Source organism: Actinacidiphila sp. DG2A-62, from assembly GCF_035825295.1.
In the GTDB taxonomy this organism is placed as follows: domain Bacteria; phylum Actinomycetota; class Actinomycetes; order Streptomycetales; family Streptomycetaceae; genus Actinacidiphila.
In genome coordinates, this window is sequence record NZ_JAYMGI010000002.1 from 1,376,864 (window position 1) to 1,400,917 (window position 24,054).

A 24,054-nucleotide genomic window follows, 5' to 3' on the forward strand; every position below is an offset into this window, starting at 1 on the left:
CCCCCTCGCCGGCGCTCGGCCCGGTCCGGCTGCTCGGCGGACGCCGGCGGGTCCACCAGGTCGACCGGCACCAGCTGCCGGGCGATCGTGGTGCGCCACACCTCGTAGGACGGCACCTCCTCCTTGTCGTACGGCGGCGACGGCTTGGACGCGTCGCTGACCGCGGCCGCCTGCTGGCCGGTCACCCCGGTGAGCACCTTGGCGGCCAGGTCGCTGTGCGGGACCAGGGTCCCGGACTCCACCCGCGCGGTCACGGCGAACGCGCTGGCCTGGGCGACCTGCCCCAGGTGGGCGCCGGCGCGCTCCTTGAACCGCAGGATCTCCTGCTCGGTGACGCCGCCGGCATAGGTGATCGCCAGCCCCGCGCCGCTCCACAGGTCGCCGTGCCGGTCCTGCGGGAAGGCGTCGATCATGTCGCCGACCAGGTCGGGGTCGGTGCCGGCGACGAACCACATGGCCCGCCCGATGCCCTGGTCGATGCAGCGGTCGGCGTACCACCGCGGGCCGTCGAACGGCCAGGGGAAGGCCGGCTCGCGGTACTGCTGGTGCACGTACTTCTTGGTCTTGAAGTACGCCTGGTGGAAGCCGTAGCCGTCCAGCACCAGCCAGCGCAGCAGCGGGTCCTTGACGTCCACCAGCGGCCAGCGGAACCGCGGCAGCCGGGCCATCGCCCAGCCGACGCCCACGTACACCATGTAGATGTGGTCGCCGCCGCGGCCCTGCAGGAACCGCTCGATGAAGTCGTGCCGGCCGCCGGGCAGCCCGTCGCGCATCGCGAAGCCCATGCCCGCGCCCTCGTAGGCGAACCCGCGGAAGCGGTCGGGAAGCTGTTCGAGTTTCTCCTCCGCCTCGGCCGGCACGCGGCACTCCACGGCGTAGGCGTACCCGCGCAGGAACATCTTGCCGACCGTTTCGAGCAGTTCGGTCGACTCCGGGGTCTTCTCGTTGAACCCGCGGACGGAACTGGACGTCTGAGAATCCGCCGGCGTCAATATGCGCCGCCTCAGGCTGCGCAGTGCACTGGTCACGTTCGCCTCCTCCTCGGTGCCACAAGGGAAACAATTCCCCGCATCATCATTCCTGCTCACACCGCGGGACCACTACTCCCAAATTGCCGAGCAGAGGACAAGTGCGTGATTGAGTTTCCAATAACCCTGCCGTTAGCCTGAGTTCTATGGTACCCACGGGAAATACGAATTCGGCAAGGCCGAATCATTCGGTCGCCGTACTGGCCACGGTGTTCGTCGCCGTGTTCGTGTCCAATGTCGACCTCTTCGTGGTGAACGTCGCGCTCCCGGACGTCGGCCGCGACTTCCACGGCGCCTCGCTGGGATCACTGTCCTGGATCCTGAACGCGTACGCCATCGTCTTCGCCTCACTGCTGGTGGTCGCCGGCCGGCTCGCGGACCGGCACGGCCAGCGGTCCGGATTCCTGCTGGGACTGGGCCTGTTCACGGCCGGCTCCGCGCTGTGCGCCGCGGCGGGCAACGTACCGGTGCTGGTCGCCGCGCGGGTCGCCCAGGCGGGCGGGGCCGCGGTGCTGCTGCCCACCTCGCTGGCCCTGATGCTCGCCGTCACCCCGGCGGCCCGGCGGCCCGCGATGGTCCGGGCGTGGAGCGCGGTCGGCGCGGTCGCCGCCGCGCTCGGCCCGGTGCTCGGCGGACTGCTGGTGCAGGCCAGTTGGCGCTGGGTGTTCGTGATCAACGTGCCGATCGGCGTGCTGGCCCTGGTGGTCGGCATCAGGGTGCTGCCCAGGCTCACGCCCGACGCGTCGGGGCCGGGCCCCGACCTGCTCGGCGCGGTGCTGCTGACCGCGTCCGTCGGCGCGCTGTCCCTGGGCCTGGTGCAGGGCAACGACTGGGGCTGGGGCAGCGGCCGGGTGGTCGGCAGCTTCGTCGCGGCCGGCGTGCTGCTCGCGCTCTTCCTGGCGCAGTCCCGCCGGCACCCGGCGCCGATGGTGGAGATGGCGATCCTGCGCATCTCCCGCTTCAGCACCGCGAGTCTGGCGACGCTGCTGTTCGCGCTGGCCTTCGCCGGGATGATCCTGTCCTCCGCGCTGTGGCTGCAGAACGTGTGGGGCTACTCGGCACTGCGCACCGGCCTGGCGATGGCGCCGGGCCCGCTGATGGTGCCGCCGCTGGCCGCCGCCTCCGGCGCGCTGATCAAGCGCTTCGGCGCGGGCCCGGTGTCCGCGGTGGGCAACCTCGTCTTCGGCGGCGGCGTGCTCTACTGGGCGGCCAACGCCGGGGCCGGCCACCACTACGCGAGCGACCTGCTGCCGGGCTTCCTGATCGGCGGCATCGGCGTCGGCCTGACCCTGCCCACTTTGACCGCGGCCGGCGCCATCGCGCTGCCCCCGCAGCGCTTCGCCACCGGCTCGGCGATCCTCACGATGGCGCGGCAGCTGGGCTCGGTGCTGGGCGTCGCGGTGCTGATCGGCATCCTCGGCACGCCGCACTCGGTGGCCGGCGTCGTCTCCGGCTACCACCACGGCTGGGAGGGGCTCGCCGCGGCCAGCGTGCTGGCGGCCGGCGCGGCGCTCGCGGTACGGCGGCCGAGCCCGGCGGGCCAGGCCCCCGCGGCCGGCGCGGCCGACTCGTCGGTGGGCGCGGGCCCGGCCTCGCTCGTCGAGCAGTGAACGCGACGGCCGGTCGCCGCGAGGCGACCGGCCGGTGTCACGCGCGGGAGGCGGCGCTCACTCGTCCAGCAGCGACCTGACGATGAGCACGGACAGGCCCGCGTGGAAGCCGGCCAGCTCGTGCTCCGCCGCGCCGATCGCGCCGGCCGCCTCCGCGCCCAGCGACGCCAGGTGGCGGCGGGCCACCTCGGCCATCGCCGGATCGCCGGCCGCGCCGCACAGCGCGAGTTCGAAGCGCATCAGGTCGCGGCGCGCCCGGGAGGGTTTCGCGAACGCCTCCGCGAGTTCGTCGCCGGACGCCGTACCGCATTCCAGGCCCGCCTCGCGGACCAGTCGGCGCAATTCCGTCAGCGCCCATTCCGCGGTGGCCTCGAAAAGCCTTCGCTTGGTCTTGAAGAGTCGGAAGAGATACGGCTGCGACACCCCGACGCGTTCGGCGATCGCCATCGTCGAGGTGGCTTCGTAACCCCATGTCCCGAATTCGATGAGTGCGGCGCGCAACACCATGGCGCGCCGCTCGTCCGCCTTCACCTCGGCGGTCAGTCCGCGACCGGGGCGGCCGCCTCCGCGAAGTGCGCGCGGATGGCCTGCCGCCACAGCTCGTACGCCGGCACCGCGGCGTCGTCGCGGGCCGCCTCCTCGGTGGCGTCGGCGAGTTCGAGGATCTCGCCGAGAGTCATGCCGTCGGTGAGCGCGTCGGCCGCGGCGGCGCTGTGCTCGGGCATGTGGCCCGCGTAGTCGCGCGCCTTGACCGCGAACGTCGCTCCCAGTCCCACCTCGGGGCGGAACTCCCCCGACAGGTCGGCGAGTTTGCGCAGGTCGGAGGGGGTCGCGCCGCCCGCGAAGGTGGCCGCGAGGCCGACGCCGCTCCACAGGTCGCGCTTGCGGTGATCGGCGAAGCCGTCCACCCGGGCCGCCACGCCCGCCACATCGGCGCCGTGGATGAACCACAGCGCCCGCCCGATGCCCTGGTCGACCGCGCGCAGGAAGTAGTCGCTGTCGCCGGCCCACGGGTAGGGGGCGGGCACGTACTGCTGGTCGACCCAGCGCTTGATGTCGAAGTAGGCCCGGTCGAAGCCGTAGCCGTCGACCGCCAGCCAGCTCATCGTCGGGAAGTACGGGGACCCGCTCAGGTCGGGCAGCACCTTTCGCCACGTCGGCCTCGGCAAACGGGCCATCGCGAAGCCTATGCCGATGTAGGTCAGGAAGATGTGCCGCTGGCCCGGCCCGAGCAGGAACTCCCGGGTACGCGCCCCGTGCATGACGTCGCGGATGGTCAGCGCCATCGTCGCGCCCTCGTAGGCGAAGCCGCGCATCTTGGGCTCCACCAGCTCCAGGCGCCGCTCGATCTCCCACTGGCTGCGGGAGTCGATGGCCCACTCGAAGCCGCAGATCACCGACTGGGGTATCGCCTCCAGTGCCTCGGTGATCGCGGAGGGCTCGACGGGGAAGCCCCGCCGCACGAACGTCACGTCCTCCAGTGAGGGCGCCATCGCAAGGCGCCGCAGCGAACCGATTACGGTCGACATCGCTCTCCTCCAGAGGCCTCGGGGTCGCCTCCCCATGGTGCTGACCGCACCGCGCCGTCGGCCTCTTCCGGATTGCCGCGTCGCGGACGGCGGGCGGGGCAGGGGCGGAGCGGAGGCCGGGCGTCGCGACGGCCGCCCCGGCGGAGCGCCGTTGACAATGATCACGCCGCCGGGTGGACTGGCGGCCGGAGCCGGGCCGTCCGACGCGCCGGCGGAGGGGACGTTCGTATGACCGGCCACGCAGGACGACCGCTGCCGCGCAGCACGCCCGCCGCCGAGGGGGTCGACGCCGCGGGCGTCCTCGCCCTGGTGGACGCGCTCGGCGCCGAGCCCGGCGTCGAACCGCACGGCCTGATGCTGCTGCGGCACGGCAAGGTGGTCGCGGAGGGCTGGTGGGCGCCCTACGCGCCGCACCGCCCGCAGCTGGTGTACTCGCTGAGCAAGAGCTTCACCTCCGCCGCCGCGGGCCTGGCCTTCGGCGACGGCCTGATCGACCTCGACGCCCCGGTGCTGCGGTACTTTCCCGAGCTGGACGCGGAGATCACCGACCGGCGGGCGCGGGCGATCCGGGTCCGGCACGTCGCGTCGATGGCCTCGGGCCACCTGTCGGACACCGTCGAACGGGCGCTGGCCGTCGACCGCGAGCACCTGGTGCGCGGCTTCCTGAGCCTGCCCGTGGACCGCGAGCCCGGCACGGTCTTCGCGTACAACCAGCCCGCCACCTACACGCTCGGCACGATCGTGCAGCGCGTCACCGGAAAGACGCTGACGCAGTACCTGCGGCCCCGGCTGTTCGAGCCGCTCGGCATCGCCGACGCCTTCTGGCGGCAGTTCCCCGAGGGGCACGACCTGGCCTTCAGCGGGCTGCACACCACGGTGGACGCGATCGCCCGGCTGGGGCAGCTGCACCTGGCGGGCGGGGTGTGGGAGGGGCGCCGGCTGCTGCCCGCCGAGTGGGTCGCCGAGGCCACCCGCCCGCACGTCGCGACCGCGGGACCCGAACCGGACCTCGGGTCGGACTGGGCCCAGGGATACGGCTTCCAGTGCTGGATGTCGCGGCACGGCTACCGCGGCGACGGCGCGTACGGGCAGTACATGCTCGTGCTGCCCGAGCACGACGCGGTGCTGGCGCTCACCTCCGACACCGAGGACATGCAGCGCGTGCTCGACCTGGTGTGGCAGCACCTGCTGCCCGCGTTCGACTCCGCGCCGGCGGCCGGTGCGGGCGCGGCGGGCGGCGACGCGGTCGGCGCGGCGGGCGGCTCCGCCTCGGGCTCTGCGGCGGCCGGCTCCGCCTCGGACTCCGCGGCGGGCGGCGACGCGGGCGGCGACGTGGCCGCGGCCGACCGCGAACTGGCCGCGCGGCTGGAGGCTCTGGCGCTGCCGCCGGGTGAGGCGGCGGGCGCCGGGCCGGGCCCCGACTGGCCCGACGAAACGCACTTCACGCGCGCGGGGACCGGTCCGGACGACGGCGCGGACGCGGAGGCGGGCCGCGCCTTCTTCGCGGCCGGCGACTCCCCTCGCGACCAGCCGAAGCTGACCGCGGCGCGGGTCGCACGCGGCGCGGACGGCGCCTGGACGCTCACCCTCACCGAGGACGGCCGCCCGCTCGACCTCCGCTTCGGCGGCGCGGGATGGACGGTCGACGCGGCCGACGACGCGCGGGCGCGCGCCGACGCGGACGGCGTCGCGGGCCCGGGCGCCGACGCCGGGCCGTCCCGGCCGCCCACCGCGGTGACCGCCGGGTGGACGGACCCGGACACGCTGGTCGCCGACGTGATGACCCCGCACCACCTGCTGGTGACGTGCTCGCGCCGCACCGGCACGTTCACCGTCCGCTGGCGCACCCGCCCGCTGCACCTGGGCCGCCTGGTCTCCTACCGCGCGCCGCGGCCGTAGCGGCGAAGCCGGGGCGGAAGGGCCGCCGGCGGGGGACGGAGCCGGGGGACGGAGCCGCGGGAACGGCAGGGGCCACGCGGCCGGGGGCGTCACCAGGCGGCCGGGGCGTAGTCCTTGAGGAAGCAGCCGAACAGGTCCTCGCCCTGCTCGCCGCGGACGATGGGGTCGTAGACGCGCGCCGCGCCGTCGACGAGGTCCAGCGGTGCGTGGAAGCCCTCCGCGGCGAGCCGGACCTTGTCGGGGTGCGGCCGCTCGTCGGTGATCCAGCCGGTGTCGACCGCGGTCATCAGGATGCCGTCCTTCTCCAGCATCTCCTGGGCGCTGGTGCGCGTGAGCATGTTGAGCGCTGCCTTGGCCATGTTGGTGTGCGGGTGGCCCGGGCCCTTGTAGCCGCGGCTGAACTGGCCCTCCATCGCGGAGACGTTGACCACGTACTTGCGCCGCGCCGCTGCCGCCGCCATCGCCGGCCGCAGCCGGCTGATCAGCACGAACGGCGCGGTCACGTTGCACAGCTGCACCTCCAGCAGCTCCACCGCGCCGACCTCGCCGACGGTCTGCACCCAGGTGTTGGTCGGGTCGAGGTCGGGGACCAGGCCGCCCGCGTCGATCGCCGTGCCCGCCTCGATGCGGGCGAGCGACGCGGAGCCGCTGACCAGCGCCAGGTCGGTGACGTCCTGCGCGGTGAGCGCCTGGCCGCGCGGCGCGGGCAGCGCCGCCGCGGTCTGGGCGCCGGACCCGAACGCGCCGAACACCTCGGAGGCCGGCAGCTCCCCCGCGGGCAGCGGCGCGGACTCGGCCGCGACCAGCTCGCTGTACGCGCGCTCGGAGCGCCGTACGGTCTGGGCCGCGTTGTTGATCAGGATGTCCAGCGGCCCCGCGGCGGCCACCGAGTCGGCCAGCGCCACGACCTGCGCCGGGTCGCGCAGGTCGATGCCGACGATCTTCAGCCGGTGCAGCCACGCGTCGCTGTCCGGCATGGCCTTGAAGCGGCGGATCGCGTCGACCGGGAACCGCGTGGTGATGGTGGTGTGCGCGCCGTCGCGCAGCAGCCGCAGGGCTATGTACATGCCGATCTTGGCGCGTCCGCCGGTGAGCAGCGCGCGCCGCCCGGTCAGGTCGGTGCGGGCGTCGCGCCGGGCCCGGTTCTGCGCGGCGCACGGCGGGCACAGCTGGTGGTAGAACGCGTCGACCTCGACGTACCGGGTCTTGCACACGTAGCACGAGCGGGGCCGCTGGAGGATGCCGGCGATCTCGGTGGTGACGCTGGTGGTCAGCTGGATGCCGAGGGTCTCGTCGTCGATGCGGTCGGCCGCGCCGGTCGCGGTGGCCTCGGTGACCGCCTTGTCGTTGGCGGTCTTGGCGGCGCGGCGCTCCTGGCGGCGGCGCTGCTTCACGGTGCGGTAGATGCCCGCGGTGGCCCGGCGCACGGTGATCGCGTCGGGGTGGTCGACCGGCAGCGAGTCCAGCTCGGCGAGCACCGACAGGCACACCGCCATCCGGTCGGGGTCGATCCCGGGCCCCGGGTCCCCGGACTCGGCCTCCACGGACTCGGCTTCCCCGGACTCGGCCTCCACGGACTCCGCCGCCGCGGACTCCGCCTCCCGCGGCTCCCGCCGCTGCTCGCCGGAGTCCGACGCCCGGGGCTCCGGCACCGCGGACGCCGGTCCCCCGGACTCCGGCGGCTCGGGCTGCCGCTCCCCCGGCTCGTGAACGTCCTGCGTGATCGCCGTCATGCCGCTGCTGCTCTCTCGGTCGCGCCCCCGGTAACGGGCCGACTTTACGTTTCGCCACGGCGGTCCTCCAAACCCGCGGGGGCGGGCGGGCGCCGGGGCGCGCGGCCGTGCGCCCCGTCCGGCCGCGCCGGAGGGCGGACGGACCGCGCGTCGGCGGTCCGCGCGGTTTACTGGGCCCCATGCCGTTGTCGCTGCCGTCCTGGGCCTCCCTGCTGTCCGCGCACGCGCCGGAGGGCGAGACGTACCTGCTGCGCCGCAGGCGCTCCCGGGCGATCGACGCGTCGTACGGCGACCGGCGGCTCGCGGAGATCCGGGCCGCGGCGACGGCGGCGAGCGGGGCGGCCGGGGCCGCGGACGGCGTCGGCGCGGGCGCGTGGCCGGGCATCCGTGCCGTGCTGGCCGCCGCGGAGGACGACGAGGACCTGGCGTTCCTGGTGCGCGGGCTCCAGTCGGTGCCGGACGTGGAGCGGTGGATCGGCGACGCGGTGGCCGCCGACCCGGACGACCCGCTGCCGCTGCTGGTCTCCGGCGCGCGGCTGCTGGCCCGTTCCGGGTACGCAGGCGTACGGCGCCCTCCGCAGGTGACCGGGCAGCAGGCCGAGATCGCCCGGGTCCGGCTGGAGAACGCCGAGGAGCAGCTCTTCGAGGTGGCCGAGCGCGAGCCGGACTGGGCGGCGCCCTGGTACTTCCTGATGGCGAGCGCGGGCGCGGGAACACGGTCCGGGGCGGCGGCCGGCGCCCGGGAGACGGCCGCGCGGCGCTTCGCGGCGGTCGTCCGACGCGTGCCGGGCCACGCCGCCGCCCACCGGCTGCGGCTGGCGCAGCTGTCGCCCGCGTGGCCCGGGGCGGGCGCGGTCGCGTCGACGGACGCGTCCGCGGACACGTGGGCGGGCGCGACGGCGACGGAGCCGGAGCAGGCGCCGGACGCACCGGTGGACGTGTCGACGGACATGTCGGCCGCCGACGCCGCCGGTGCGACGGAGCCGGAGCAGGCGCCGGACGCACCGGCGGACGTGTCGACGGACATGTCGGCCGCCGACGCCGCCGGCACTTCCGGCACCGCCGACCGGACGCACGCCGGCGACCCGTACCGGACGATGCACGCCTTCGCACGCCGGGCGATGCTGGACGCCCCCGAGGGCAGCCGGCTCGGCGAGCTGGTCGCGCTGGCCCACCTGGAGCAGTGGCGCGACCTCGGCGCCGACCCCGACTCCCCCTACCTCACCGGCGAGGCCGTGGTGGCGGCGCTGCGCGAGGCCGCGGTGCGCTCGGTGCTGCACCCGACGTTCGAGCGCCGCGCCGACTGGGCGCTGGCGGCGAACGCCTTCGCGATGGCGTTCGCCCTGGCCGGCGACCACGTCCCGGCCCGCACCCTGTTCACCCTGCTCGGCCCGCACCGCGCGACCGAGTCCCCGTGGCACCTCCTGGACGAACGCTCCCCGCTGGTCGCCTTCCGCGCCTGGCGCGCCCGCGTCGGCGCGTGACGCCCGCCGTGCCCGAGGGACGGACGAGGGACGCGTCGCTGTTCCGCGGCGCAGCGCCGTACGACGTCCGCGGCCGGCGGCCCTACGCGCCGGTCACGCCGCCGCGATGCCGCTGCGGTCACCGCCGAGATCGCCGCTGCGGTCGCCGCCGCGCCGGGCCTGGACGCCCACGGCCCGCTGCGGGAGGTCGGCCGCGGGCCCGGCACGGTGACGCTCGCCCTCGCGCGGTCACGTCGAGGAGGCGGTCGGCGCCGCCCCGGACGCCGGGATGCCGGCCGAGGCCGCGCGGCGGACGGCGCACGCGGCGACGCCCGGCGCCCGCCGGCACGCCGCCCGCCGGCACGCCGCCCGCGCCGAGGATCTGCGCGGGCTGCTGCGCGCGGCCCTGCCCGCGGGCGGGTTCGCCGGGCGCCTCCCCGACACGGAGGTCGGGATCTGGCACAAGGGGGCGGCGCGGCCGGTCCGTTAGGCTGGCGGTGATCATCACCGCCTCCGGGCCGGCCGGGCGCCGGGGGCCCGGCGTGACGGAGGCGCGTGCATGGACCTCGGGCTCAGCGGACGGGTGGCGCTGGTATGCGCGTCGACCGGCGGTCTCGGGCTGGCCTCGGCGCGGGCGCTGGCCGCCGAGGGCGCGGCGGTCGCGGTGACCGGGCGGCGCGGCGAGCTCGCGGAGTCGATCGCCGCGGAGATCGCCGCCGCGGGCGGCCGGGCGATCGGCGCGGCCGCCGACCTCACCGCGCCTGACGCGCCGGACGCGCTGGTCGACCGGGTGGTGCGCGACCTCGGGCCGGTGGACGTGCTGGTGCTCAACGGCCCCGGTCCCACGCCGGGTTCCGCCGCGGACTTCACCGCGCGGGACGCCGCGGCGGCGGTCGACCTCCTGCTGGCGCCGCACCTCGCGCTGGTCCGCCGGGTGCTGCCGGGCATGCGCGAGCGCGGCTGGGGCCGGATCGTCGCGGTCGGCTCCAGCGGCGTCGAGGAGCCGCTGGCCGGCATGGTGGCGTCCAACGCGGGCCGGGCGGCGCTCGCCGGCTACCTCAAGACCCTCGCGGGCGAGGTGGCCGCGGACGGCGTCACCGTGAACATGGCGCTGCCCGGCCGGATCGCCACCGACCGCCTGACCTACCTCGACCGGCAGACCGCCGAGCGCACCGGCCGCACCGAGGACGCCGTCCGCGACGCCGCCCGGTCCGCCATCCCGGCCGGCCGCTACGGCTCCCCCGCCGAGTTCGGCGCCCTGGTCGCCTTCCTGTCCGGCGCCCCGGCCGCCTACATCACCGGCACCGCCGTCCGCTGCGACGGCGGCCAGGGCCACGCCCTCTGACGCCGCGCCGTCTCACCCCACGTCCTGCGACTTAGGGCGTGTCCGCAAAGTCGTGTCGTCGCCCGGCGCACCGCCGGCCGGCGGCCACATGCCGCGGCCCCTGCGGCGGAACCGCGGGGGTTCCGCCGCAGGGGCCGACGGGTGGCGGGCCCCGCCCGCCTCAGCAGGCGCGCGGCCTCACGGGGCGGGACCGCAGGGGGGTGCGGGACCGCAGGGCCCTCGACGGCCCGTCAGCGGTGGGAGTTCCCCTTTCCGGGAGAGCTCCCCTTTCCGTGGGAGCTCCCCTTTCCGTGGGAGCTCCCCTTTCCGTCGTCGCCGAACGGCCACCGGTCGTGGTCGGTCCGCACGAACCCAACCGTGTAGGTGCGGCTGACCTGGCCGTTGGGCGAGGTCACCCTGATGGTGCGAGCGGTGAAGCGGTGGCCGGACGAGGTCAGGACGGCGCTGCCGTCGGTGACCTCGACCCGCTCGCCCGGCACGGCCGGGACCGCGGTGACGGCCGGGAGCTTCGCGTTGTTCGGCAGGTCGACGACGTAGGTGGAGACCTCCGGGTCGAACCCGTCGATCGCCGCGCCGCCCACCGTGACGGTGTCGACGTCGGCGGTGCTCGCCTTGGTGGCGTCCCCGAAGTTCGTCACCGTGACCTTGCCGTCGGCGCCGACCACCACGTGCGCGGCCATCGCCGCGGCGAGGTTGATCCGGGCCCAGCTCGCTCCGCCGTCCGCGGTGAGGTCCAGCGGGTAGCCGGAGTCCGTCGCGGTCTGCTCCAGGACCTCGATCCGCTGCTCGGTGGTGAGGTTCGGGAACGCCGTGATCAGCAGCGCCGCCGCGTCGGCGGGCGTCTTCAGCGCCTGCCCCGCCTTGCCCACCTGGGAGAACCCGTAGGTCAGGCGCCGGGTGTAGACGTCGATGTCCTGCGCGGTGCTCAGCCCCGCGTAGGCGTCGCCCGAGCAGGCCGCCAGCGTGTCGCCGTAGCCGTCCTCCTCGCACGTCTGCAGCAGCACGTTCTCGATCTCCGTGTGCGCCTGCATCAGCAGGGCCGCGAAGTCGGGGTCGGCCCACCGGTGGGCCACGGTGGCCATGCCGGTGATGCGGCCGCCCATCACGTCCAGCGGGTAGTGGAAGCCGAGGACGATCCGGTTGTTGCCGTACTCCGAGGTGCGCGCGAGGATCGACGGCGCCAACTCCGGCAGCAGCGTGGCGAGGATCGTGCCCGCCTCGTAGCCGCCGTAGGTGTGGCCGCTGGGGTACGAGCCGCTGGTCGCCAGGCTGCTGTACGAGCCGTCCTGCGACTCGTAGACGTCGCCGCCGTCGCCGACGAACCCGAGCCGCACGTACGGGCGCAGGTAGCCGTAGTGGTCCTTGGCCGCGTCGTGGGTGTCCAGGTTCTGCGTGACGCGGCCGAACAGCGCGCTGGTCTTGGGCAGTCGGCCGTTCTTCAGCGCGTCGCTGTAGATCTGGCCGAGCCGGGAGCCGAGGCCGTCGGCCATCGTGACGGTGGCGCTGTTGGTCGCGTCGACCTCGGCGCGGTCCACCTCCTTCTGCGTCGCCGCGTTGTTGATGCCGAGCGCGATCAGGTCGTTCTGCGCGGTGGGCTCGGTGCCGACGGGGACCTTGGTGTTGGCGCCGAGGATGTCGGTGTGCAGGTCGTCGATCCCGCTGAGCAGGTCCTCGAAGTAGTCGCTGCCGTCACCGGTCGACGGCCAGGAGTCCGAGGGGTAGCTCGCGTCGAGGGTGCCCGCGGGGAACGGGGACGGGGTGTAGCCCGCGTCGGAGGCCGCTGCCGTCCCGGTCGCGCCGGCCGACGCGGCCGAGGCGCCCGAGGAAGCAGCCGACGGGTCCGCCGGAGCCGCCGCGTCGTCCGACGTCCCCGCCAGCGTCACCGCCGTCACCGTCGCGGTGTGCCCCTTGGCCTTGCCGCCGCCCGTGGCGGTGAGCAGCGCGGTGTCCGCCGTGGCGGGCAGGTGCGCGATGGTCCCGTCGTCGAGGGCGACGGTCCAGCCGATGACCGGGAAGCCGCCGTCGCCGGCCGGCCGCCAGTCCACCCTGACCTGCTTGCCGTGGGTGGTCACGCCGGTCACGGCCGGCTTCTGCGGCTTGCCGCCCGCGGTCACCACGGGCGCGGTGGGCGCGCTCTGCGGCGAGGCGCCGACCGCGTTCACCGCCTGGACGCGCGCGGTGTACGACCGGCCGGCCGGCAACGCGGTGAAGGTGGTGGCGCGGCTGCCCGGATCGGCGATCGCGACCTGGTGCCCGTCGCCGAGGGTGACCCGGTAGCCGGTGACCGGCGAGCCGCCGGTGTCCGCGGGCGCGGACCAGGCGACCGTCACGCTGGAGCCGGAGGACGTCGCCGAGACCGCGTCGGGCGCGGCCGGCACCGTCCTCGGCTTGGTGGTGAGCGCCGAGACGGCGTGGTCGAGCGCCTGGTACCGGGCGGTGAGCGCCGCGTCCGCGGCGGAGTCGTCCGCGAGCGCGGTCTTCGCCTGGGCGAGCGCGGTGGTGAACGCCTGCCACGACGCGTCGGTGTAGCGCGCGTTCTCCAGTGCCGACGCGGTCGTCACCAGGTTCTCCAGCGTCAGCCGCGGCAGCGGGATCAGCTGGTTGGCGGCGAGGGTGAGGCTGCGCGTCTGCGTGTCGACCTCCAGCTGGGTCGCGCCGTCCGCCGTCAGCAGGGCGCGGGCGGTGGCCAGTTCGCGCTGGAAGACGCCGAAGTCGATCGTGTCGTAGCGCGCGGCGTCGGCGGACAGGCCCTGGTAGCGGTCGACGGCCTGCCGCAGCGCGGAGGTGTCGGTGGCCGGGGGCGTGTCGGCGTGGCCGAAGGTGATCCGCCCCAGGTTCGCGCCGTACGGGTGCGAGGAGTCCGGGGTGGTGACCAGCCGCAGGTGCACGTCGTGAGTGCCGGTGATCCCCTTCGGCAGGGTCAGGCTCGTCGTGCCGCCCGAGGACCACGCGCTTCCGGTGACCGGCAGCGGGACGGTGGCGTACGGCGTGCCGGGGTTGCCCGTGTCGTAGGAGTCCAGGTAGAGCTGGGCGGCCGAATCGGCGCCGCAGCGCGCGGAGTTGTTGACGTAGGTGAGGGTGAGGGTGTTCTTCGGCGTGGAGCCGAAGTCGATGTCGCCGTAGTCCAGCCAGGCGCCGTTGTAGGTGCCGCCGAGGTCGGTGGCCGAGCCCGCGTCGCTCCACCCGGCCGGCTCGCTCTTGAGCCCGCCGCCGCTGTTGGCCTTCCACGCGGTGGCGTCGAAGCCCACGGGGGCGTCCGGGGCCTGCGTCAGCGTCAGCGCGTAGACGTTGGCGACGTACGGCTGGGCGCTGGACTGGGTGCTGGAGACGAAGTCGGCGTACACGTCCTGGACGCCGGTGAAGACCTTCGGGTCCAGCGGCACGGTCGCGGTGGCGACGGTCCCCCAGCCGGAACCGGTGTAGTCCAGGGGCACGTCGACGCGTGTGGCGCCGTCCTTCGACCCCAGGTGCAGTTCGATGTGGGAGTCGGAGGCGGCCCGCGTCTGCGGCTTGTCGTAGGAGACGGTGAGGGTGTCGGCGCCGTCCCCGAGGTCGGTGGCCTTCCACTGCGCCCAGGCGCCGTCGGTGACGTTCTCGAAGATGCCGCCGGACAGCTTCAGCGGGAGCGAGCCGTCGCCGGTCGCGCTCGCGTTCGCCGCGGTCAGCGTGGCGAGGGTGGTCGAGGACTGCGAGGAGGGCGCGTTGGGCGAGAACTGGTACCAGTCGAAGTTGGACACCCACTGCTGGCCGGCCGGCGCGTGGAAGACGAACGTCGCGCCGGAGGCGGCCAGCAGCGCGGCCGGGTCGGTGACGGCGGCCTGCACGGTGGTGTAGAACTGCCAGCCGCCGGTCCCGGGCAGCGACACGGTGGCGACCACCGGTCCGTCCGCGCCGCCGGCGTGGACGTCGACGCTGCTCGGCTTCGCCGTCGGGGCCTGCGAGTTGGCGTAGCGGACCGAGATGCTCTTCGGGGCGACGCCGCCGAAGTCCAGCTTGCCGTACCGCTCCCAGGCGCCCTCGGTGACGCCGCCGAGGTCGCCGTCGGAGTAGTACGCCTCGCTGACCAGGCTCGGACCGTCCTTCTGGTCGGGGGTCTCGGCCTGGAGGACCGCGTAGCCGCCCTCGTCGATGCCGAGCGCGCCGATCGCGGCGTTCAGCGCGTCCTGCGCGGCCATCAGCGTGCCGGTGCCGGAGGCGGTGTCCGCCAGGGCGGTCCGCGCGTGCTGGAGCGCCGACTGGAAGAGCGTCCAGGAGCCGTCGGAGTAGTTGCCGCCGCGGACCAGGGACGCCTGGTCGACCAGCGTGCCCAGGGACGCCCGGTGGACCGCGGCGGCGGACACCGTGAGCGGGTCGGTCGCGGTGACCCCGGCGCCGGAAAGCGTCGAGGCCCGCACCCCGTGGGCGAACGCCGCGTCGCGGAAGCTGATGCCCAGGCGCGCGTCGACCGTCGCGGTGCCGGTCAGCGACAGCGTCGCGGTCCGCGAGCCGGTCACCGTCAGGTCGGCGGTGACGCCGTCGGGCAGGCCGGTGACGTTGGCCGCGCCGGTCCTGGTGAGGCTGGTGCCCTTGCGGGCGGCGAACGACGCCGGCCCGGACAGGGTGAGCTTCATGCTGCCGTCGAGGCGGCCGTTCGCCGCGGTGGCGACGGTGTCGGGCCGCGCGGTCACGACGGTCCCGGTGGCGCCGGTCCCGCTGCCGTCACCGGTGTCGGTGTCCAGCGAGTACGCGGGCTTGGTGGCCGCGCCCCACCGGGACGGCTTGGAGCCCATCGTGAAGTCCAGCGTGCCGCCGGCGATGATCTGCGAGTAGTCCAGCCAGGTGTTGTCGAACCGCGCGCCGTCGAGGGTCGCGCTCTGCACGTAGTAGGTGCTCGCCGAGACGCCGTCGGCCTTCACGGTGAACCGGCGGCCGTCCGCGTAGCTGATCGTCGTGGAGTCGAAGAACGGGCTGCCGATCTGGAACTGGCTGGAGCCCGCGGTCACCGGGAACAGGCCGAGCGCCGCGGCGACGAACATCGTCGACATGGTGCCCGCGTCGTTGTCCATGGTCGGCAGGAAGCCGTTCGGCGCGAGCTTGTACACCTGCGTGTCCACCGGCGGGGTGAACTCGCCGCCGGAGCTGGGGGCTTCGTTGGTGGAGCCGGTCGCGATGTAGCGGTTCCAGGTGGTGCCGGTGTAGATGGCGCGCACCCACTTCTGCGTCAGGCTGGGCTCGCCCACGTAGTTGAAGAGGTACGGCGCCTGGAGGTCGATCTCGTTGGCGTTGGAGTGCAGCATGGTGGAGCCGTCGTTCTTGGCGGAGTCCTCGCCGAACATGTGCTCCACGGCGGCCTTTCCGGCCTTCGCGCCGCCCATGGCCTTGATCAGGCCGCCCATGTCGTAGGCGTCGTACCAGTGGTACTGCCAGAGGGTGCCCTGGTAGAGGCCGGCCGCCTCGAACTTCTCGTAGTCGGCGGCCTGCCAGTCGCCGCCGGTCGCGCGCGGGGTGAGCAGGCCCACCTCGGTGCCGTCGGCCGCGGTCCACGCGCCGGACTTCACCAGGTGGTCGATGGCCATCGTGGACTGGGCGCGCAGCTTCGCCGCGTCGGCCTGCTTGCCCAGCGCGCCGGCGATCACGGACAGCGCCCACTGGTCGTAGCCGCGCTGCACGGTGGTGCCGGGGTCGCCGGAGACGTAGCCCTGCCGCAGTTGCGCGCCGGTGTAGTAGCCGGTGTAGGACAGCAGCGCCGGGTAGGCCTCGTCCAGTCGGTCGAAGTTCTTGTAGCCCTTGGACAGCGCGTCGGCGATCACCACGGCCGAGCGCTCCCAGCGCACGGTGGGCACCGAGTGGGTGAGGCTGCCGAGGGGCTTGCCCGCGGTGTGCGCGTCGGCGAACAGCTCGATCAGCGACTGCACCATGTCCCGGTAGGTGGCCGGGTCGATGTACGCCTCCACCGAGTACTTGCGGAAGTCGTCCCAGGTGGACCAGCCGTCGTAGTACGTGAAGCCGTTCGTCCGGTGCACCGATCCGTCGGCGCCGCGGTAGGTGCCGCTGGTGCTGGTGGCGTTCACCGGCAGCCCGTACATGCGGTACAGGTGCGTGTAGAACTCCTTGGTGAGCGTCTGCGTCGGGTCGGACGTCGCGGAGGCGTGCACGTCGACGGCGCCGAGGGTGCTGTTCCACTCCGCCTTGGTCCTGGCGCGCGCCTGGTCGAAGGTGAGGCCGCCGACCTCGTTGCGCTGGTCGGTCACCGCCTGCTCGGCGCTGATCGGCGAGAGCGTGATGCGCAGTTCGACGTCCTTGCCGGCCGCCGGGTCGAAGCCGAGGACCGCGCCGCTGTCCGTGCCGTCCTGCGCGGTCGCGTCGGTCAGCTTGCCGTCGTTGCCCCAGGTCTTGAGCGAGGTCACCGGGGCGTTGGTGGTGGCGGCGTAGTACAGCTGGTACGAGGCGCCGTTGAAGGAGCCGGCGATGAGGCCGGTGAGCGAGGTGGTGCCGTCGGCGAGGGTGGTCGCCTTCACGGTCGCGCGGGTGCGGCTGGTGTAGTTGTTCGCCAGGTCGAGGACCAGCTCGGGCGTGGCGCCCGCGGGGAAGCTGTAGCGCTCCAGCGCGGTGCGGGTGGTCGCGGCCATCTCGGCGTCGATCGTCCCCGGGCCCTGCGTGACCGCGGACGCGGTGCCGGACAGCGCGCCGAGGCCGGCCCGGTAGTAGCCGGGCGTCGCGATCTCGTCGTCGTGGCGGTAGGGGTGCGCGTAGGTGCTGGGCGCGGGCCGCTTGTCGTACGCCACCGAGGTGGGGACCACCAGCAGGTCGCCGCCGCCGCCCGAGCCGCCGACGCCGTCGAGGTCGGTGGCGGTGAACCCGGCGATGTGGGTCTCGTTGTAGTCGTAGCCCGAGTGGTTGCGGTTCGGCGTGGTCATCGGGTTGACCTTGGCGAGGCTGTGCGGGGCCTCGGCGCCGGGCAGGTCGTTGCCGTCGTCACCGGCCGTCGACACGAACGGGTCGACGAGCTTGGTGTAGTCCGTGCCGGACGAAGCGGGAGAGCCCGCGGGCGCGTCGGCGGCGGCGACGCCGGCGCCGGCGAGCGCGGCGGCGCCGAGCGCCCCGGCCAGCAGCGCGGCGAGCGCGGCGCGCAGCCGCCGGGACCGGCGGGCGGTTCTGCGAGGGATCGCGGGGGGTGGGGAAGCCACGGGGGCATGGGGTCTGATGGGCACGGAACCTCTCCGGCGTCGCGGTGGCGCATGCGGGAACCGGTCCGCTAGACAACGTTGTCAATCGGACTGGCCCGCACAGGGTCAGACGGCAGTGGACACGCGGGAGTATCTCCCGGCGCGTTCACGGACGTCCACCATCAGACACGGAGAAGTCGTACGGAGGGCGAACGGGAATCGCACAGTCGGGGCGGGGCGCGTGCCGCGCGCGCTTGTGGGGGGCCACGGTGCGTGGGGGTCGGACGTTGCGCCGGGCGCGGGCGGGTCTCGCAGGATGCGAGGGCTCGCCGTGACGCAGTGCCCGGCCTGGGGCGCGGCGTGACGCCCGAAGCGAGCGGGGCGGTCGGGGCACGCGGCGCGCCCGGCGCGAGTGGGACGCGGAGGGGCTTGCCACGTGCCGTGCGCAGGGCGGGCGGTGGAGGCCGACACGGCGTCGGCGCCGCGGCCTGGGCGGCACCCGGATTTCGCCGCCGCGGGAGGCGGCGACGGACCGCGCCGGACGGTCAGCCGCGCGGGAGGCGGGATGCGAGGAGTTCGGCGAGGTGGACGGACTCGCGGGTGGCGAGGTGGGCGAGTTGGGTGCGGCAGGAGAAGCCGTCGGCCAGGAGCAGGGTGCCGGCGGGCGCGGCGCGGACCGCGGGGAGCAGGGCGGTCTCGGCGACGGCGACGGAGATGTCGTAATGGCCTTGCTCGACGCCGAAGTTGCCGGCCAGGCCGCAGCAGCCGCCGACGGCGTGGAGGTCGGCGCCGGCCGCGCGCAGCAGGGCCGCATCGGCGTCCCAGCCCATCACGGCGTGGTGGTGGCAGTGGGGCTGGGCGAGGACGCGGACCCCGGTGAGGTCCGGCGGGGTCCAGCCGGGCGTGGCGGCGAGGAGTTCGGCCACCGTCCGCGTGGCGGCGGCGACCTGAGCCGCGCGCGGGTCGTCCGGCAGCAGGTCGGGCAGGTCGCCGCGGATCACCGCGGTGCAGGACGGCTCGACGCCGACGATCGGCCAGCCGGCCGCGAGCGCGGGCTCCAGCGCGTCGAGCGTCGCCGCCAACCTCCGCTTGGCCGCGTCGAGTTGGCCGGTGGAGATCCAGGTCAGGCCGCAGCACGCGGCGCGTTCGGTGAGGCGTACGCGGTAGCCCGCGTCCTCCAGCACCCGGACCGCCGCGTGCCCGGCGGCGGGCGTGAACCGGTCGGTGAAGGTGTCCGCCCACAGCAGCACGGTCGGCCGCGCGTCCGCGCCCGACGCCGACGCGAAGCCCCGGCGGAAGGTGCGCGGCGCGAAGCGCGGCAGCGGCCTGCGCGGGTCGATCCCGGCGACGCGCGCCAGCAGCGCGGCGACCGGCCGCACGCCCAGCAGCGCGTTGGCGAGCCGGGGCGCCGCGGAGGCCGCGCGGGCCCACAGTGGGAGGCGGCCCAGCGCGTAGTGGGCGCGCGGCCGCAGCCGGCGGCGGTAACGCTGGTACAGCGCCTCGGTCTTGTAGGCCGCCATGTCGACGCCGGCGGGGCAGTCCGCGGCGCAGCCCTTGCACGCCAGGCACAGGTCGAGGGACTCGGCGACCTCGGGTGCGCGCCAACCGCCGTCGACCAGGCTGCCGTTGGCCAGTTCCTGGAGGACGCGGGCCCGGCCGCGGGTGGAGTCCTTCTCGTCGCGGGTGGCGAGGAAGGACGGGCACATGACGCCGCCGGTGGAGGTGGTGTCGGCGCGGCACTTGCCGACGCCGACGCAGCGGTGCACGGCGGTCGAGAAGTCGCCGCGGTCACGGGGGTAGGCGAGGGCGAGCGGGCCGAGCGGGGTCCTCGCGGCGGCGAGCCGCAGGTCGGCGTCGACCGGGCGGGGGCGCACCAGAATGCCGGGGTTCAGCAGGTCGTCGGGGTCGAAGAGCTGCTTGACGGCGCCGAACGCGGCGATGGCCGCGGGCGAGTACATGTGGTGCAGCAGCGCGCCGCGGGCGCGTCCGTCGCCGTGCTCGCCGGAGACCGATCCGCCGTGGCGCCCGGCGAGCTGTGCGGCGCGGTCGAGGAACTCGGCGAAGGCCGCGGGGCGTTCGGCGAGCGGGAAGTCGATCCGCACGTGCACGCAACCGTCGCCGAAGTGCCCGTACATCAGGCCGTCGAGCCCGAAGTCGACCATCAGGCGGCCGAGTTCGCGCAGGTAGGGGCCGAGGCGGCCGGGCGGCACCGCGGAGTCCTCCCAGCCGGGCCAGGCCGGTGCGCCGGCCGGGGTGCGGCCGCCGAGTCCGGCGCCGTCCTCGCGGATGCGCCACAGCGCGCGGGCGGCGGCGCCGGTGACCACCGCGGCGTCCAGGCAGCCGGCGTCGCGCGCCAGCGCCCGGGCCGCGGCGACCGCTTCCGGCTCGGTGTCGCCCACGGTCTCGGCGAACAGCCAGCCGCCGCCGGCCGGCAGCACGTCGGGCACCGCGGCCGCGCCGCGGCGTTGACGCAGGACGTCGACGAGCCGGGCGCTCATGCCTTCCAGCGCGACCGGCCGGTGCGGCAGCAGCGCGGGCACCGCGTCGGCCGCCGCGGGCATGTCGGCGTAGCCGAGGACGGCCAGCGCGGTGTGCCGCGGCGCGCGCACCAGCCGTACGGTCGCCCGCAGCAGCACCGCGAGCGTGCCTTCACTGCCGACCAGGAACTTCGCGGTGTCGCCGCCGTTCTCCGGCAGCAGGTGCTCCAGCGAGTAGCCGGACACCTGCCGGGTGAAGCGGCCGAACTCGGTGCGGATCAGGGCGAGTCGGTCCCTGACGAGGCGGTCGAGGCCGGCCAGCAGCGCGCCTTCGGGGCCGGCGCCGGACGCGGCGCCGCGCGGTGAGCGCCCGGCGGTGAAGCGGACGCCGCCGCCGGTCACCACGTCCAGCTCCACGGCGTTGTCGGCGGCGCGCCCGTACGCCAGCGCCCGGGCGCCGCACGCGTTGTTGCCCAGCGCGCCGCCGATCGTCGCCCGCGCGTGCGTCGAGGGGTCGGGGCCGAAGCGCAGGCCGTACGGCGCCGCGGCGGCGGTGACCGCGTCCAGTACGGCGCCGGGCTGCACCACGGCGGTGCGCGCGTCGGGGTCGACGGACAGCACGCGGCCCATGTGCCGGGAGAAGTCCAGCACGACGCCCTCCCCCACGGCGTTCCCGGCGATCGACGTGCCCGCGCCCCGGCTGGTCAGCGGCACGCCCGTGCGGCGGCACACCTCCAGCGCGGCGAGCACCTCGTCCGCGTCCCGCGGGAACACGACGGCCCGCGGCACGACGCGGTAGTTCGACGCGTCCGAGGAGTACTCCGCGCGGCGCCGCGTCCCGGCGTCGACGTCGCCGACGCCGGCTCTGCGCAGTTCTCGGGCCAGCCCGGTTTCTCGTGCACTCACGTCCACGGTCATCTCCTCCCGCCGCCATCATCCGCCCCGGCCGCGCGGTGCCCGTACGACGCGCCGTCGTAACGGGTCCCGCGGCCTTCGGACCACCACCGGCCCTGTCCCACCGTGGCCGCTCGCGCCGCGAAGACCGGCCACCCACCTGCCCCGAACAGCCCGTCCCCGTCCGCACCACCGTCGTGGCTCGTCGCGCAGTTCCCCGCGCCCCTGAAAAACCGGCATCCCGCCTGCCCCGAACAGTCCGTCGCCGTCCGCACCGCCATCGTGGCTCGTCGCGCAGTTCCCCGCGCCCCTGAAAAACCGGCATCCCGCCTGCCCCGAACAGTCCGTCCCCGTCCGCACCGCCGTCGTGGCTCGTCGCGCAGTTCCCCGCGCCCCTGAACTCGACGCTCAGCGCGTAGGCCGAACAGGAGCCCCGCGGCCCGGCAGGAACTCGACCCGCAGCGCACATGCCACCCGAGGGGGCGGTCCGGGGGTGTCCCCGCAGGACTTCGAAAACAACACCGGCGGAAAGCAGGCAACGAGACGAGTCACTTTCGAAGTCCGAGGAGTCACCCCCGGGACGACCCCGACCCGCAAACGCAACCCAGCGCACCCGGCCAGGGCAACGCCCAGCGCCACCGCAGCACAGCCGCGCCCGGCCGGCCCAACGCCCAGCGCCACGGCAACGCAGCCGCGCCCGGCCGGCCCGGCGCCCGGCGCCATGCCGACGCAGCCGCGCCTGGGCAGGCACAGCGCCAAGGGTTATGGGGGGCCGGGGCGGACGAGGCCGGTCTGGTAGGCGATGACGACGAGTTGCGCGCGGTCGCGGGCGCCGAGCTTGCTCATCGCGCGCTGCACGTGAGTGCGCACGGTGAGCGGACTGACCACCAACTCCCGCGCGATCTCCGCGTTCGACCTGCCCTCGGCCGCCAGCGCCATCACCTCGCGCTCACGAGCGGTGACCGCGTCCAGCGCCCCGGGCGCGACCACCGCGTCCCCCGGCTCCGGCGTCGCGAGGTACCGCGTGATCAGCGCCCGCGTGGCCGCCGGCGACAGCAGCGCCTCGCCCGCCGCCACCGTGCGGATGCCGTCGAGCAGCCCGTCCGCGGTGACGTCCTTGCCGAGGAAGCCGCTCGCCCCGGCCCGCAGCGCCCGCGCCACGTACGCGTCGGTCTCGAACGTGGTGAGGATCAGCACCCGGGTGTCCGGCAGTCCGGGGTCGCCGCAGATCGCCTCGGTGGCCGCGAGGCCGTCGGCGCCGGGCATCCGGATGTCCATCAGAACCACGTCGGGGCGGTGTTCGCGGGCGAGCCGGACCGCCTCGTCGCCCTCCGCCGCCTCGCCCACCACCGTCATGTCGTCGTTGGCCTCGATCAGTATCCGGAACGTCGCCCGCAGCAGGGTCTGGTCGTCGGCGAGCAGCACGCGGATCGTCATCGGGTCCATCCGGTCCTGGGGTTCGGGGTACGGAACAGGGGTCTGCGGGGCAGCACATACGGAGTCGGGGGCACGGAATCGTCGGCACGGAATCGTCGGCGCGAACCCGGCGGCGAGGACCCGCCGCTGCGGACCCGCCGGCGCGGAACCCGGGCGCACGGGACACGATCGCACGCGCGCGGCGCGGCCGTGGACGGGAGCCGCACGAAGGCGCACGGCGCGACGCCCCTCACGGGTCCAGCGGCAGCTCCACGGTGACCGCGAACCCGCCCTCCGGTCGCGGCCCCGCGCGCAGCCGGCCGTTCGCGGCCTCGGCACGCTCCCGCATGCCGATCAGTCCGAACCCGCCGTGCGAGCGGAACCCGCCGGCGATCCCACCGTCCGAGCCGGAGCCACCGTCCCCGGCGGAGGCGCGCGCGGACGGGCCGCCGCCCCGGCCCTCGTCGCTGACGGTCAGGACCAGCCGGTCGGCGCCGTACACGAGCCGCACCCGCGCCGCGTCGACGCCCGCGTGCTTGGCGACGTTGGTCAGCGCCTCCTGCACGATGCGGTAGCCGGTCAGGTCGGCGACCGGCGGCAGCGGCCGGCGCGGGCCCTCGGCGGTGACCGTGACGCGCAGCCCCGCGGCGGCGAACGCGGCCACCAGGCCGGGCAGTCGGGCCAGCCCGGGAGCGGGTTCGAGCGGCGCGTCGGGGTCGGGGTCGGCGCCCGGCCGGGCGGGTTCGTCGGCGTCCTCGGGCCGGCGCAGCAGCCCGACCGCCGCCTTCAGCTCGCGCAGCGCCGCCGCGGTGGTGCGGGACAACTCGCCGAGCAGCGCCTCGGCCTCCCGCGGGCGGGCACGGGCGAGGTACGCGGCGGTGCCGGCCTGCGCGTTGGCCAGGGCGAGGTGGTGCGCGACCACGTCGTGCAGGTCGCGGGCGATGCGGACGCGCTCCTGTGCCACCCGGTGCCGCGCCTCCTCCTCACGGGTGCGCTCCGCCTCCTCCGCGCGGGCCCGTACCGCCTCCAGGTACGCCTGCCGACCGCGCACCGCCGCGCCGAGCACCAGCGGCAGCACCAGCCAGAAGACGGTGCCGACCGTCGTGAGCTTCCAGGACTCGTGGTTGCGGTCGGACAGCAGGGCGGGCAGGACGACCACGGCGACCGCGGCGCCGCCGCACGCCCGGACGGCCCGCTGCGGGGAGCGCGCCGCCAGTTCGTAGAGCGCGACGACGAGCGGCAGCATCAGCAGCGGCGAGAGCAGGTAGCCGGCGGCCCCCAGCGTTCCGGTGCAGACCGCGGTGAGCAGGGTGACCGTGCCGGGCGCGCGCCGCCGCCACAGCAGCGCCAGGCAGGCGCCGGCCGCCGTCGCCGCGCCGCCCCACCAGCCGAGCGGACCCTGCGCGTACTGCCGGGCGGTCGCCGCGTACAGCACGAGCAGCAGCGCCGACTCGACCAGGCGCGGGTGGAGGTCGGCGAACCGCCGCCAGCTGGGGGGCATGGGTGTCTCCGCTA

At 75.2% G+C, this 24,054-nt stretch carries 12 protein-coding genes and 1 pseudogene; 5 read left to right on the forward strand and 8 right to left on the reverse strand.

The window, feature by feature from the left end; genetic code table 11:
* Positions 1-86 precede the first annotated feature (86 nt).
* A pseudogene (locus VSR01_RS37650) lies at positions 87-1,088 on the reverse strand (DUF1702 family protein); the annotation flags it as partial.
* A gap of 149 nt (positions 1,089-1,237) precedes the next feature.
* Between VSR01_RS37650 and VSR01_RS06280 the strand changes: the two are divergent.
* On the forward strand, positions 1,238-2,638 hold the full coding sequence (locus VSR01_RS06280; RefSeq protein WP_326448286.1) for an MFS transporter: 1,401 nt from the start codon (positions 1,238-1,240) through the stop codon (positions 2,636-2,638).
* A gap of 57 nt (positions 2,639-2,695) precedes the next feature.
* Here the strand turns inward: VSR01_RS06280 and VSR01_RS06285 are convergent, their stop codons facing one another.
* Both VSR01_RS06285 and VSR01_RS06290 read right to left on the reverse strand, forming a co-directional pair.
* Complete coding sequence (locus VSR01_RS06285) at positions 2,696-3,145, reverse strand: TetR/AcrR family transcriptional regulator (protein WP_326448287.1); 450 nt, start codon at positions 3,143-3,145, stop codon at positions 2,696-2,698.
* A gap of 32 nt (positions 3,146-3,177) precedes the next feature.
* Complete coding sequence (locus VSR01_RS06290; RefSeq protein ID WP_326448288.1) at positions 3,178-4,167, reverse strand: DUF1702 family protein; 990 nt, start codon at positions 4,165-4,167, stop codon at positions 3,178-3,180.
* A gap of 228 nt (positions 4,168-4,395) precedes the next feature.
* On the opposite strand from VSR01_RS06290, the gene VSR01_RS06295 reads away from it, so the two are divergent.
* Positions 4,396-6,066, forward strand: coding sequence for a serine hydrolase domain-containing protein (locus VSR01_RS06295; protein WP_326448289.1), 1,671 nt, complete (start codon positions 4,396-4,398; stop codon positions 6,064-6,066).
* Between the two features lie 89 nt (positions 6,067-6,155).
* Here VSR01_RS06295 and VSR01_RS06300 read toward each other — a convergent pair whose 3' ends face one another.
* Positions 6,156-7,562 carry an SDR family NAD(P)-dependent oxidoreductase gene (locus VSR01_RS06300; protein WP_326453513.1) on the reverse strand — a complete coding sequence of 469 codons (1,407 nt, stop codon included), beginning with the start codon at positions 7,560-7,562 and terminating at the stop codon, positions 6,156-6,158.
* A 416-nt stretch (positions 7,563-7,978) separates the two neighbouring features.
* On the opposite strand from VSR01_RS06300, the gene VSR01_RS06305 reads away from it, so the two are divergent.
* The 3 genes from VSR01_RS06305 to VSR01_RS06315 all read left to right on the forward strand — a co-directional run bounded on the left by VSR01_RS06305 (position 7,979) and on the right by VSR01_RS06315 (position 10,607).
* A complete protein-coding gene (locus VSR01_RS06305) occupies positions 7,979-9,283 on the forward strand; it encodes a hypothetical protein (protein ID WP_326448290.1) in 1,305 nt (434 codons plus the stop codon).
* Positions 9,284-9,551: 268 nt separating this feature from the next.
* Positions 9,552-9,752, forward strand: coding sequence for a hypothetical protein (locus VSR01_RS06310; RefSeq protein WP_326448291.1), 201 nt, complete (start codon positions 9,552-9,554; stop codon positions 9,750-9,752).
* A gap of 69 nt (positions 9,753-9,821) precedes the next feature.
* Complete coding sequence (locus tag VSR01_RS06315) at positions 9,822-10,607, forward strand: SDR family NAD(P)-dependent oxidoreductase (protein ID WP_326448292.1); 786 nt, start codon at positions 9,822-9,824, stop codon at positions 10,605-10,607.
* 230 nt (positions 10,608-10,837) lie between these two features.
* On the opposite strand, the gene VSR01_RS06320 is transcribed toward VSR01_RS06315, so the two are convergent.
* The 4 genes from VSR01_RS06320 to VSR01_RS06335 form a co-directional block, all read right to left on the reverse strand.
* Positions 10,838-17,773: a glycoside hydrolase domain-containing protein gene (locus VSR01_RS06320; RefSeq protein WP_326448293.1), complete on the reverse strand. Its 6,936-nt coding sequence runs from the start codon at positions 17,771-17,773 to the stop codon at positions 10,838-10,840.
* A gap of 524 nt (positions 17,774-18,297) precedes the next feature.
* Entirely contained in the window at positions 18,298-21,135 is a 2,838-nt protein-coding gene (locus VSR01_RS06325; protein WP_326448294.1) for an FAD-binding and (Fe-S)-binding domain-containing protein, read from the reverse strand.
* Positions 21,136-21,885: 750 nt separating this feature from the next.
* Positions 21,886-22,560: a response regulator transcription factor gene (locus tag VSR01_RS06330; protein ID WP_326448295.1), complete on the reverse strand. Its 675-nt coding sequence runs from the start codon at positions 22,558-22,560 to the stop codon at positions 21,886-21,888.
* A gap of 229 nt (positions 22,561-22,789) precedes the next feature.
* A complete protein-coding gene (locus VSR01_RS06335) occupies positions 22,790-24,040 on the reverse strand; it encodes a sensor histidine kinase (protein ID WP_326448296.1) in 1,251 nt (416 codons plus the stop codon).
* Between the last annotated feature and the right edge of the window lie 14 nt (positions 24,041-24,054).

Coding starts and splice junctions, on each gene's coding strand:
- VSR01_RS06335 (WP_326448296.1), bottom strand. CDS start 24,040: ATGCCCCCCAGCTGGCGGCGGTTCGCCGACCTCCACCCGCGCCTGGTC.
- VSR01_RS06330 (WP_326448295.1), bottom strand. CDS start 22,560: ATGACGATCCGCGTGCTGCTCGCCGACGACCAGACCCTGCTGCGGGCG.
- VSR01_RS06305 (WP_326448290.1), top strand. CDS start 7,979: ATGCCGTTGTCGCTGCCGTCCTGGGCCTCCCTGCTGTCCGCGCACGCG.
- VSR01_RS06290 (WP_326448288.1), bottom strand. CDS start 4,167: ATGTCGACCGTAATCGGTTCGCTGCGGCGCCTTGCGATGGCGCCCTCA.
- VSR01_RS06315 (WP_326448292.1), top strand. CDS start 9,822: ATGGACCTCGGGCTCAGCGGACGGGTGGCGCTGGTATGCGCGTCGACC.
- VSR01_RS06285 (WP_326448287.1), bottom strand. CDS start 3,145: ATGGTGTTGCGCGCCGCACTCATCGAATTCGGGACATGGGGTTACGAA.
- VSR01_RS06300 (WP_326453513.1), bottom strand. CDS start 7,562: ATGGCGGTGTGCCTGTCGGTGCTCGCCGAGCTGGACTCGCTGCCGGTC.
- VSR01_RS06310 (WP_326448291.1), top strand. CDS start 9,552: ATGCCGGCCGAGGCCGCGCGGCGGACGGCGCACGCGGCGACGCCCGGC.
- VSR01_RS06295 (WP_326448289.1), top strand. CDS start 4,396: ATGACCGGCCACGCAGGACGACCGCTGCCGCGCAGCACGCCCGCCGCC.